Origin of the sequence: Microcoleus sp. T2B6, from assembly GCF_036700475.1 — a bacterium.
Lineage (GTDB): Bacteria > Cyanobacteriota > Cyanobacteriia > Cyanobacteriales > Microcoleaceae > Microcoleus.
Map to the genome: position 1 here is coordinate 25086 of NZ_JAUBOZ010000079.1, position 11099 is coordinate 36184.

An 11099-nucleotide genomic window follows, 5' to 3' on the forward strand; every position below is an offset into this window, starting at 1 on the left:
AATAGTAGAGAAATTTTAGATTCAATGTAAAATCAACTTATATTAACCTAACTCAACTATTTCGGCGATCGATCGGGGACATCTCTTTTCAGGAACGAGGGGAAAGACTAAAGAATACAGCACAATCAGTTCTGGACGCTATTAGACTAAAGAAACCGGGTTTTTTACCCCGATTAAAAGTCTTCATGCAGTATTTTCGGAAAAAATCCGATTTCTAGGCGATCGTAAGTCAATCGTAGCTAAATACCTCAATCCTTCGTCCTTGCCGATCGGTGGCAAAACTTTACCTATCATATTCCATGTCAAACAAGTCGCCCTGCATCATGTTGGTTGATGACGAGCCAGCTAATCTGATTTTACTGGAAGAGTTATTGCACCTCAAAGGATACGCTACAGTATCAGTGCTATCTGGTCATGAAGCGCTCTCCCTTGCCCGCGCCTCTCGACCCGATTTAATTTTACTAGATATTATGATGCCGGAGATGGACGGTTTTGATGTGTGCGAGATCCTGCGGAAGGATACGGCATTGCAAACTGTACCGGTGATTTTTTTAACTGCCCTCAATGACGATATGTCTCGCATCAAAGGGTTAGAAATGATGGCCGATGATTATTTGACAAAGCCTTTTAACAGTCGTTTGTTGCTGGCAAAAGTTGAAAATATTTTGCAGTTGAGTCAAATGCGATCGCAAGCTGTATCTTCCCAATTCAACCAGCAGGTAAAAGAGCAAAGCAAACGCCAAATCGCCGCCGCTTGGGAAGCCAACGAATATCTGTCAGAAAAATTTCAGCTATTTGTGCCAGAGCAAATTCTGGAGCGAATTGCGCCGCAAGGAATAGAATCTATTCAGTTGGGCAATGCCACAGAAGAAGAGCTGACTGTTTTATTTTGCGACATTCGCGGGTTTACTGCGATCGCCGAATCTCAACAAGTTCGCGAGACTTTTGAATGGTTGAACGCTTTTTTTACTAAAATGAACGAGTGCATAACGTCTCACGGCGGGTTTATTGACAAATACCTAGGCGATGCAATCATGGCAGTATTTGACCAGCCAAATTCTCACGCCATGAATGCGATCGAAGCCGCAGTAGCAATGCAAGAAACTTTGCAAGAATTTAATGCCAGTCGCCACAAATACAATTTAGAATCTCCCGTCAATATTGGTACGGGAATTAACACAGGTATCGGCATGATCGGCACTTTAGGTTCCGATCGCCGCATGGACTCTACAGTCATCGGCGATGTGGTAAATACAGCTTCTCGGTTAGAAAATTTAACTAAAATATACGGCTGCCAAATTATTGTTAGCGAAAATGCCATTGTTCATGCGAGAGAATTTCTAAATGGCATAAGTCTCAACTCAAACTCAAAAGAAAGTCTATTATTAAAGTGCGACTTAGAAGTGGAAACACAGGAGAGTATTATTTCTACTTCTGGGGCGACTGCTGCTGACAGCCATTTGCCCCGCAACAATTATTACTATCGCTGGATCGATCGAGTAACCCCGCGCGGCAAGCAGGAAGCTATTGAAATCTACGAAATCTGGAGTGCCTCCTGTCCCGACTCTGAGGCAAAGCAGCTTACCCAGGGTTTATTTGACAAAGGAATTCAAGGATGGCAATCCGAAAGATTTGTCGCCGCCTTGGGATATTTTCAGCAACTAATCGAACAAAACCCTGCTGATACAGTCGTCAGTTTTTATATCAACCGCTGCCAGGAAAAACTAGGTTTTATACCTGTAAGTAACCGCTCAGAAATCAACTAAATAGAACCAGTTCGTACTGAGGATTTCAGTCCTCTTTATTACCGCAAATACCAGCTAAGGAATGAGAATTAAATAACTTACAATGCGTGATGGTTCTTGTGGGATGGGCGTCCCGCCCGTCCAGAAAGGGCGGGCTCTTAGCCCCAACCCCTACTCCCCACTTTCAAGAGTGTAAATTATTTAATTCGCGATCCTAAGCTAAAATAATCCCGTTCCTGGTGAGGACTGAAGTCATCTTTCTTAGCGCAAATAAGGACTAAAGTCCTGGCTACGAACCTATACCAATTATGAAAAGTAGGCTAGCATCTGTAGGGACACGGCATTGCCGTGTCCGGCGCAGGGAGTAGGACACAACATTGCGGTTTAGTATCAACTTAACGTACAACTAATAGTCCGGCAGGGGTTTCAACCCCCGCCTCAAAGCTAAAGTCCTCTTGCATAGGACTAATGAGTTCTTCAGTCCTCTTTGAGAGGACTTTAGCTATTAGACAGGGAATTCATTCCCTGGCGGACTGGGCGGACTGACAGCTTAAGTTGACGCCAATGGGCAATGCCGTTTCCCTACTTATCTACGAACAAATCAAAGCACTCTAATTTTAGACCCTTAAACAGTCGTCAAAACTTGCTCTCTCAACTTCCCTATCAACTCATTCACACCTCCGGCATTCAAACGGTAACTCAGAGGATGACCGATTAAATAAGCCGAACTTTCAAACAAAACATCAATTTCCACCAAACCATTTTCCCGCAAAGTTTTGCCAGTCGAAACCAAATCCACAATTGCCTCCGACATACCCGTAATCGGCCCCAACTCCACAGAACCGTAAAGCGGCACAATTTCCACCGGCAAATTCAAATTGTGAAAATATTCCCTTGCACAGTGTACGAACTTAGAAGCAACTCTACCGTGAGGAGGCAAATCCACAGTTCGTCGATAAGAACTAGATTCCTTCACCGCCACCGACAGCCGACACTTGCCAAATTTTAAATCAATTAAATTCGCAACTTTCGGCTTTTTTTCCCGCAAAACATCATAGCCAGCAATCCCCAAATCCGCTTGACCGTATTCCACATAAACCGGCACGTCGTGCGTCCTTACTAGCAAAGCTTTGGCAGTGCCGGTCGGGTCATAAATTTGAAGTTGTCGGTTAGAGGAATCGAGAAAAGCACTGAAGTCTAATCCAACCGATTTAAACAGCCGAATGCTATCTCCTAACAGTCCGCCTTTGGGAAGTGCAACAGTAATCATGTCAATTTTTAGAGTGTAAATTTCTAAATTTTAGAAGGGGGCGATCGCGGCCTAAGCAGAAACAGCTTTTACCAAACTCAGAATAACACATAGAGTTCATAGCGAAAAATAAATTTCGGGTCTTGCTAGATCATTTCTTTGGGTATATATTATATTTAGTAAGTTTTTATTTCGTCACGTTTTTCAAGGGCGGTCGGTATGGAAAACAATCAAGAATTTGACGAAAATTTTCACAGTGTAGACCCGGATTCCCTGAAAAAGATTAGAGTAGATGAAATCCTCTCAGGCGGTGGTGTAGAGAGGGAGGAAATGGACTATACAGTAGCTGTGCCTAGCGCTAACCAGGCCAGGGTTCCCAGGGACAGAGGCTTCTCATCTCATGTGGAATCAAGCGTGTTCGATCGCGCCCCCCGATCGAAGTTTGCAGAAAAACGCGGAACCCTGGGAGGCTGTTAATGTAAAATGCTTGCAGAGGCTGGTGCAGACAACGCGGCGATCCTCTTCGTTGGCGTAGCCCCCGTAGGGGCGGGCTTCGCTAAGGCGCGATAGCCATTGTGTCTCACGGCTTTGTATATTCAACTCTAAAACTTAAAATTGCACGGGCGATCTGAAATAGCTGACAGCTACATTATGACCAAATTGACTCTGGTAATCGGCAACAAAAATTATTCCTCTTGGTCCCTGCGTCCTTGGCTGGCGATGAAACAAGCTAAACTTGAATTTGCCGAGGTGAGAATCCCCTTAGACTGGCCGACAACCCATGAGGAAATTCGGCGCTATTCTCCCTCGGGAAAAGTACCAGTTTTAATCGACGGCGACTTGAAAGTGTGGGAATCTTTAGCAATTTGCGAATACGTTGCAGAACGCTTTGCTAATGATTTGTGGCCGGCCGATGTAGCGGAACGGGCGATCGCCCGTTCCATCTGTGCCGAAATGCACGCAGGGTTCCTAAATTTGCGCGCAAATATGCCGATGGACTGCCGCAACCGCTATCCGGGAGAAGGAAGGACTCCCGGTGTAGAAGCAGAGATCGATCGCATCTTTGCCATTTGGCGCGAATGCCGGCCAAAATTCGGCACAGGCGGCGATATGCTGTTCGGGAAATTCACAATTGTTGACGCTATGTTTGCCCCAGTAGTGATGCGTTTTATCACCTACGGAGTCAAATTAGATTCAGTAGCAAAAGCTTATGCGGATGCGATTTTGGCCTTGCCTGCCATCCAGGAATGGGTAGCAGCAGCTTGCAGCGAATCGGAAAGTATTGCCCACTTGAAAAATTAGCAAAAATCAGTTTACTTAACTTAAAATCTCAAATTTTAAGTCTCAAATATGAAATCAGGATGCGGATTCTTTTAGTTGATGATGAAGTTGAGTTGACTGACCCTTTGAGTCGAGTTTTAAGCCGCGAAGGTTATACAGTTGATGTGGCATTTGACGGAGCAAGTGGCAGCAATTTAGCCATGCAGGGTAATTACGATTTGCTAATTTTGGATTGGATGCTGCCGAGACAAACCGGACTGGCAATTTGCCAGAAGTTGCGATCGCAAGGAAGGAATACGCCAGTGCTATTTCTCACCGCCAAAGATACCGTAGACGATCGCGTACAAGGACTCGACGCCGGTGCAGACGACTATTTAGTCAAACCTTTTGAACTGCGAGAACTGCTAGCCAGAGTCCGCGCATTACTGCGGCGGCCTCCTACTTTTGATGCCGAGGTTGCTGTCGGGCGGCTGCAAGTTGCAGATTTACAGCTAGACTACGACAATCAATTAGCTTATCGGGGCGATCGTACAATTGACTTATCAGAAAAAGAATGCCAGTTATTAGAATACTTAATGCGCCATACCGGTCAATTGCTAACACACGAACAAATCCACCAGTATTTGTGGAGTGAAGCAGAAAAACCCAGCAGCAATGTATTAGCCGCTCAAATTCGCCTGCTGCGCCGCAAAATAGAAGCCCCAGGCGAATCGGTGCTAATTCACACAGTTTACGGCAGAGGCTATCGCTTTGGAGAAGCTAGTTAATAATAATAGGGATTTCCCAAAAATCTGGTAGGGTTCCATGCACACCTCACCTGCCGCATATATAACTTTATCTACTTTCGGGAAAACCTGGCCTAGTTTTGTACAAATATTATCTTTTGTCAGGAAAATGTGCACCCTAAACCAGCCTTTACGGATGTTGACAAACCAAAGTAATTACTGTCACCTCCGGCGGACAAAATAGCCTCCCCGGCGCATAAGTCCCCAAACCGCGATTCACGTACAGCCAATTACTCCCAACCTGATGCAAACCGCTAGCCCATTCCCAGTGAGTAACTACTCGATCCCAAGCCGACAGAAAAGGAATGAACTTTCGGATTCGTTTAGGAATAAAATAGCCAATTTTTCTGACCCAAGCGTACAAAGGGCCGATACCGGGAATAACGATTTGACCGCCGTGAGTGTGTCCAGAGAACTGCAAATCAATTCGCCAATTTTGCAGCTTTTCAGCAGTATCAGGATTGTGAGACAAGACAATCCGAGGAATCGCGGGATTTATGGATGCCATTACAGGTTTAGGCGCAAAATCCCCCGACCAAAAATCAGCCAGCCCAACTAAAGCCAATTCAGACCCCAAAGGATAGATTGCTTCGTTGTACAAAACCCGAATTCCGACGCTATTTAAAGCATTAGTAACCTCTGTTTTTGCCCCCGGTAAATAGTGGTCGTGATTGCCCAAAACCGCGTAAATTCCCACTCGACTTTGCAAGTTTTTCAATCGCTGCACTAAGCCGTAAATAGGTGCGGGATCGTAGCTAATAAAGTCACCAGTTAAAAAAATCATGTCGGGTTCAGCTTCGTTGGCCGCAGCAATCGCCTCTGCTAGCAACCATTCCGACAGCCGCACCCCGTCATAGTGAAAGTCCGTAAGCTGTACAATTTTAGTACCGGATAGATTTGCTGGAAGATTAGCGATCGGTATTGTTAAATGCTCTACTCGCAGTTTCCCAGTTAATAACCTGTGCATAAATCTAAGGTTTATTGATGACAGAGCGCCACCTCTAGCTTAGCAAATAAACCAGCAAGACTGCCAAACTAGATATTATTCCCTTTTCCTTATATCCTCTGACTAATTACTACAGTCCGGGACGCAAAAATTCGGATTTCCTCACCAGAATTGAAGCATAAATGCCCAATCTTTATTTAGGCTTTATTGCAAAATTGTTTGCGTCTTACGCGCCCAACTGCTACAGCATTTTTATAAAATTATGACTTGCGTAACAAGCTGTTTAAAACGCGATCGATCCTTTTCATACTGGCTTTTCCAGCCCCGCATCTATATTCTTTTAGCAATTTTCAAAGCTGAGAATTGCACCGCATCCCCATCGCATCGGCATACCACACGGGGATTGCCCCTACCAAACACTATCTTATGACTAATGATTTATTACTGAGTAGGTGGAAATAAACATGGCGTGGGTGAGGCAGGGTGTTGCATTAATAATCAACTGTGGCTAGTATATATTATTGCGTTACCCGCCCCTAAGATATTTTATTTTTTTCTCCCGTCTGCCTACTTGTTAACTAATAACTTTTGACGAAAGCCGCTTCTTCTCAATATACTGCTGGTGGTAATCCTCTGCCATATAAAATTCACCAGCAGGTTTGATTTCGGTGGCAATATCTTTGTCGTATTTACCGGAAATTTGCAATTTTTGTTTGGAGATGCGCGCGGCTTTTTCTTGTTCGGAATTATGATAAAAAATCACCGACCTGTACTGTTCGCCTCTGTCGGGACCTTGGCGATTGATTTGGGTGGGATCGTGACAGTTCCAGAATACATCTAGCAGTGCTTCGTAACTCACCTGCGATCGATCGTACTCTACCAGCACTGATTCAGCGTGACCGGTGACTCTGGCGCAAACATCCAGGTAGCACGGATTCGGCCAGTGGCCTCCTGTGTAGCCCGCAGCAGTCGAGACGACACCCGCAACGGCGCGAAACTTGTGTTCAACTCCCCAAAAACAACCGGCGGCAAATGTGGCTTTTTCCATCGTGTTACTCATCGTATTGGGTTGAAACTTGGCAATAAATTATGCTTGACATATTCCCATTAGTGTGCATTCCCAAACTAATCGCGGCTGTACGTAGTTTAGCAAATATTGCCGCGCTTTTTCCAAGGGCTCTAAGGGCGATCGACTAATTCCCCCTGCCAAAAATTGCTGCCAGTAACAGTGCTGTAAATAATCGATTAACCACAACTGAGATTCAGTATCTAAAGTTTTATCAATTTCCTTGGCCAATTCCAAAGCAGACCGCAGATTTTGAGGCAACTGCTTCACCTTTTGCAGCAAATCATCGGGTATTGATTGCAGTTGCTGCCAAATAGAAATCGCCTCCCCAGGACTTCCCTGAGCCATCCCCAGTACCTCGGAATGATTCAAAATCTCCGCGAATCCAGCTTGCTGCAAAACTTGTGCCATTGCTTCGGGATTCAGCCGTGAAAACTGGACTTTTTGACAACGGGAAATCAAAGTTGGTAGCAAACCTTCCACAGTCGGAGCAATTAAGATTAGCGCTGCTTTTCCCGGTTCTTCCAATGTCTTCAACAAGCCGTTAGCGGCTCCCTCACCCATTGTTTCTGCTTGTTCCAAAACTACGACTGAACGCGCAGCTTCTAGCGGCGGTCTGCTGAGAAAATCACCGATTTCTCGAACTTGTTCTAAGCGAATTTGTGGTGGTGCTTTCCGCTTTAAACCGGCTTCCTCTGCTTCCTTTGGCGTAAGCCGTTTGCCTTGGTTCATATAAGTTGGTTCTACCCAGAGTAAGTCTGGATGATTTCGCTGTCTCACGCGATTTTGCACGGAGGCTATTAGTCGGGTTTCGGGAATATTGGCTGAGAATAAAAGCTCGATGAAACACTGAGCTGCTAAACTTTTGCCGATGCCGTTAGAGCCGACAAATAAATAACCAGGAGCAATTCGGTTTCGCTCGACTGCTTGAGTTAGCAATTCTACTGCTCGCTCTTGTCCGATTAATGATGTAAAATAATTCATGTTTGCTCAGGAAGAAGGAAGTTCGGCAACGAACAGGCAAGATGCCTGTTCCACAAAGAGTGAATTTTCTTGTGGAACAGGCAAGATGCCTGTTCCTAAACAAGTAATTGAGAATGTTACAATATCTCAGATGTAACGGATGTCAGGATGAAGGAAGAAGGAAGAAAATCTAGGGTTTCAGCAATTAATAACATATTAAGCGTCGGGGGTGGTTGCTATAATAATACCAAAAGGTTATTGTGGTTTAATAGACTGCTAAATAATTGTTTTGAGTTAAGAAGTTAAATTGTAAGTTGCCGGAGCCGGACACGGCAATGCCCAAGGCGTGTCAACTTAAGCTTTTAGTCCACCAGTCCTCCCGCCCACCCGTCAGTCCGCCAGGGAATGAATTCCCTGTCTAATAGCGAAAGTCCTCTAAAAGAGGACTAATGAGTTCTTCAGTCCTCTTTTAGAGGACTTTCGCTTTGAGGCAGGGGTTTAAACCCCTGCCGGACTATCGGTTTGACGTTAAGTTGACACGCCTTGGGATCTTGGAGTGTCCCTATAGATTGTGTTACCCTATTTTTCAGAATTGGTATTATTTAAATATCCCCAAGCTTCTAAGCTGCGAGTTACAATAGCTTGAATTTCCTGAGCGACTTCATATTCAGGCCGATCGGCATTTATGCGAACAATTCGAGATTTATTTGCCTCGGCTAAGTCCGCAAAACCTTGCTGCACAAGGCGGTGAAACTTCAAATCCGCTTGCTCGATCCGATCGCACCCTCCGCGAGTCCTTACCCTCGCCAAACCCTCCTCCACATTAATATCCAGCCACAAAGTCAGATCGCTTTCCAAGCCGCCTGTGGCAATTTCATTCAACTGCTTAATTAAATTTAAGTTAAGACCGCGGCCGTAGCCCTGATAAGCAATCGTAGAGTCAGTAAAGCGATCGCATAAAACAATCGTTCCCTTAGATAACTCGGGTTTAAGAAAAGTTTCGACGTGCTGAGCGCGATCGGCAGCATACATGAGTAATTCTGCTCGATCGGATACAGATTCGCCCCCATCTTGTTTCAGCAGCAAATGTCGCAGTCCCCTTCCCAGGTCAGTACCCCCCGGTTCGCGAGTAGCCACCAACGGGACTGTGAGAAAGCAACTTGCTTGCAGCCAATGTATCAGTCGCTGCATTTGCGTAGTTTTACCCGCACCTTCAACCCCCTCAAACACGATAAGTTTGCCCTTCATTGCCCTAACTTCCCATTTGAATAAAATAAATCCATATTGTTCTGTACATCTGTTCTAGGTTCGGTATGATAATAAAGTCTAAATGCCTCACGGCTGGAGTTGTCTATGGCTCGCTATACTGGTTTTTTTATCGTTGCCGTTCCGATCGACCGTCTGCGTCAATCCCTGATTGAAATTTTAGAGTCATGCAATCTTGATATTATCTACAATACAGGAGATTCCGTCATGGCTCGCGAACTTCCCGGTCAAGTTTCGATCGCCAAACTTGTCACCGCAGAAGTCCTAATTGAGAAAAACACGGCCAGCGACTCAGAGGTTCGCATGAACTTCGTGATTAAAAACGAAGAACTGCCCCTGCAAACCAACAACCACTGCCGTCAAATGTTCGAGCTAGTGAGTCGTTCCGTTATGAACAACAATAATTGGCGACTCTTGGAAAGTATGGCACTGTAGCCATTAGTCAGTCGATTTTACATTTTAGATTTTAGAGTGACTCCACAGATAAATCTGGGGCCTCGAACTAACGTCGAAACTTCTTTGGTTTCGACTCCTGGTGTGGGGGGCTTGTATCCGTCTTGGGATGAGGTCATTAGTCATTACTTTCTAGCTAATGACCAATGACCTCGTACTTTTATTGGTCATCCCTAAATTTAAGCTCGAAATCCCCGGCGCAAAAACAAAGAATTTGTAACCACGCTAACAGAACTAAAGGCCATAAATGCTCCGGCCGCCGCAGGACTGAGTAGAATTCCGGTTGCAGGCAGCAAGATACCCGCAGCCACCGGAATTCCCAGAGTATTGTAACCAAAAGCCCAAAATAAATTTTGGCGAATCTTATTAAAAGTAGCGCGCCCCAGCTCGATCGACTCAACAACATCCATCAAAGCATTTCGCATCAGCACAATTTGAGCAGTCTCAACTGCCACATCAGTACCACAGTGTAAACCGATACCGACATCAGCTTGAGCCAAAGCCGGCGCATCATTGATACCATCTCCCACCACAGCCACTTTACAGCCTTGGGCTTGCAAAGTCGCGATCGCCCTCGCCTTCCCCTCCGGCCGCACCCCGGCCAAAACATCAGCCGCCGTCAAATCTAGCTGCTGCGCCGTCGCCGCCGCCGCAGACGGCGTATCGCCCGTCAGCATCATCACCCGCAATCCCATGCCCCGCAAACGTTCCACCGCAGCCTTAGCATCCGGCCTCAGAGTATCTTTTAGCCCGATTACCCCCAGCAAAACGCCCTCAGAAGCCACGTAAACCGCGGTTTTGCCTTGCAAAGACTCCGACAATTGCGTCGCCACAGCGACCCCCTGCTCCTTCATCCACTCAGCATTCCCTGCGAACACCCGCCGGCCCTCCACCAAAGCCGAAACCCCCAAGCCCGGTTCCGTGCAAAAATCTTCAGCAGCTAGCAACGGCAAACCTTGTTGTTGAGCTTCCAGCAAAATCGCTGCGGCGATGGGATGACAAGCGCCCCTTTCCACCGCCGCCGCAATTTGCAGCAGTTTTGAGTCAATTGTGGAACAGGCATCTTGCCTGTTGCCAGAAACCCCATCAATTGTGGAACAGGCATCTTGCCTGTTACCAGAAACCCCATCAATTGTGGAACAGGCATCTTGCCTGTTACCAGAAACCCCATCAATTGTGGAACGGGCATCTTGCCTGTTACCAGAAACCCCATCAATTGTGGAACAGGCATCTTGCCTGTTACCAGAAACCCCATCAATTGTGGAACGGGCATCTTGCCTGTTACCAGAAACCCCATCAATTGTGGAACAGGCATCTTGCCTGTTACCAGAAACCCCATCAATTG

General features: G+C 46.0%; 12 protein-coding genes. 6 read left to right on the top strand and 6 right to left on the bottom strand.

Going from position 1 to position 11099, the window contains the following annotated elements; genetic code table 11:
* Positions 1-299: 299 nt before the first annotated feature.
* Positions 300-1766 (top strand): response regulator, encoded by a 1467-nt coding sequence (locus tag QUA00_RS26650; RefSeq protein ID WP_333146847.1) that lies wholly within the window; start codon positions 300-302, stop codon positions 1764-1766.
* Positions 1767-2370: 604 nt separating this feature from the next.
* Here the strand turns inward: QUA00_RS26650 and hisG are convergent.
* The gene (gene hisG / locus QUA00_RS26655; protein ID WP_333076539.1) at positions 2371-3015 is read right to left on the bottom strand and encodes an ATP phosphoribosyltransferase; all 645 of its coding nucleotides are present in this window, start codon (positions 3013-3015) and stop codon (positions 2371-2373) included.
* A gap of 198 nt (positions 3016-3213) precedes the next feature.
* On the opposite strand from hisG, the gene QUA00_RS26660 reads away from it, so the two are divergent.
* From QUA00_RS26660 to rppA, 3 genes are all read left to right on the top strand, one after another.
* On the top strand, positions 3214-3471 hold the full coding sequence (locus tag QUA00_RS26660) for a hypothetical protein (protein ID WP_333411747.1): 258 nt from the start codon (positions 3214-3216) through the stop codon (positions 3469-3471).
* A 174-nt stretch (positions 3472-3645) separates the two neighbouring features.
* On the top strand, positions 3646-4296 hold the full coding sequence (locus QUA00_RS26665; RefSeq protein WP_333411748.1) for a glutathione S-transferase family protein: 651 nt from the start codon (positions 3646-3648) through the stop codon (positions 4294-4296).
* A 59-nt stretch (positions 4297-4355) separates the two neighbouring features.
* Positions 4356-5042, top strand: a complete 687-nt coding sequence (rppA, locus tag QUA00_RS26670) for a two-component system response regulator RppA (protein WP_333146840.1) — start codon at positions 4356-4358, stop codon at positions 5040-5042.
* 148 nt (positions 5043-5190) lie between these two features.
* Here rppA and QUA00_RS26675 read toward each other — a convergent pair whose 3' ends face one another.
* The 3 genes from QUA00_RS26675 to QUA00_RS26685 form a co-directional block, all read right to left on the bottom strand.
* Positions 5191-6027 carry a metallophosphoesterase gene (locus tag QUA00_RS26675; protein ID WP_333411749.1) on the bottom strand — a complete coding sequence of 279 codons (837 nt, stop codon included), beginning with the start codon at positions 6025-6027 and terminating at the stop codon, positions 5191-5193.
* 553 nt (positions 6028-6580) lie between these two features.
* Positions 6581-7066 carry a peptide-methionine (S)-S-oxide reductase MsrA gene (gene msrA, locus QUA00_RS26680; RefSeq protein ID WP_445305763.1) on the bottom strand — a complete coding sequence of 162 codons (486 nt, stop codon included), beginning with the start codon at positions 7064-7066 and terminating at the stop codon, positions 6581-6583.
* Positions 7067-7093: 27 nt separating this feature from the next.
* On the bottom strand, positions 7094-8056 hold the full coding sequence (locus QUA00_RS26685) for a DNA polymerase III subunit delta' (RefSeq protein WP_333146835.1): 963 nt from the start codon (positions 8054-8056) through the stop codon (positions 7094-7096).
* Between QUA00_RS26685 and QUA00_RS26690 the strand changes: the two genes are divergently transcribed.
* Complete coding sequence (locus QUA00_RS26690; protein WP_333146833.1) at positions 8055-8192, top strand: hypothetical protein; 138 nt, start codon at positions 8055-8057, stop codon at positions 8190-8192. The two genes, QUA00_RS26685 and QUA00_RS26690, sit on opposite strands and share 2 nt — an antisense overlap.
* Positions 8193-8614: 422 nt before the next feature.
* Here the strand turns inward: QUA00_RS26690 and tmk are convergent, their stop codons facing one another.
* Positions 8615-9283: a dTMP kinase gene (tmk, locus tag QUA00_RS26695; protein ID WP_333411750.1), complete on the bottom strand. Its 669-nt coding sequence runs from the start codon at positions 9281-9283 to the stop codon at positions 8615-8617.
* A gap of 105 nt (positions 9284-9388) precedes the next feature.
* Between tmk and QUA00_RS26700 the strand changes: the two genes are divergently transcribed.
* Positions 9389-9736: a hypothetical protein gene (locus QUA00_RS26700; protein ID WP_333146829.1), complete on the top strand. Its 348-nt coding sequence runs from the start codon at positions 9389-9391 to the stop codon at positions 9734-9736.
* Positions 9737-9933: 197 nt separating this feature from the next.
* On the opposite strand, the gene QUA00_RS26705 is transcribed toward QUA00_RS26700, so the two are convergent.
* On the bottom strand, positions 9934-11099 hold a 1166-nt coding region (locus QUA00_RS26705; RefSeq protein ID WP_333411751.1), incomplete at its 5' end, for an HAD-IC family P-type ATPase.

Bases quoted from the DNA above. Each gene is read 5' to 3' on its own strand.
- QUA00_RS26650 (WP_333146847.1), top strand. From the start codon at position 300: ATGTCAAACAAGTCGCCCTGCATCATGTTGGTTGATGACGAGCCAGCT.
- hisG (WP_333076539.1), bottom strand. From the start codon at position 3,015: ATGATTACTGTTGCACTTCCCAAAGGCGGACTGTTAGGAGATAGCATT.
- QUA00_RS26660 (WP_333411747.1), top strand. From the start codon at position 3,214: ATGGAAAACAATCAAGAATTTGACGAAAATTTTCACAGTGTAGACCCG.
- QUA00_RS26665 (WP_333411748.1), top strand. From the start codon at position 3,646: ATGACCAAATTGACTCTGGTAATCGGCAACAAAAATTATTCCTCTTGG.
- rppA (WP_333146840.1), top strand. From the start codon at position 4,356: ATGCGGATTCTTTTAGTTGATGATGAAGTTGAGTTGACTGACCCTTTG.
- QUA00_RS26675 (WP_333411749.1), bottom strand. From the start codon at position 6,027: ATGCACAGGTTATTAACTGGGAAACTGCGAGTAGAGCATTTAACAATA.
- msrA (WP_445305763.1), bottom strand. From the start codon at position 7,066: ATGAGTAACACGATGGAAAAAGCCACATTTGCCGCCGGTTGTTTTTGG.
- QUA00_RS26690 (WP_333146833.1), top strand. From the start codon at position 8,055: ATGTTTGCTCAGGAAGAAGGAAGTTCGGCAACGAACAGGCAAGATGCC.
- QUA00_RS26685 (WP_333146835.1), bottom strand. From the start codon at position 8,056: ATGAATTATTTTACATCATTAATCGGACAAGAGCGAGCAGTAGAATTG.
- tmk (WP_333411750.1), bottom strand. From the start codon at position 9,283: ATGAAGGGCAAACTTATCGTGTTTGAGGGGGTTGAAGGTGCGGGTAAA.
- QUA00_RS26700 (WP_333146829.1), top strand. From the start codon at position 9,389: ATGGCTCGCTATACTGGTTTTTTTATCGTTGCCGTTCCGATCGACCGT.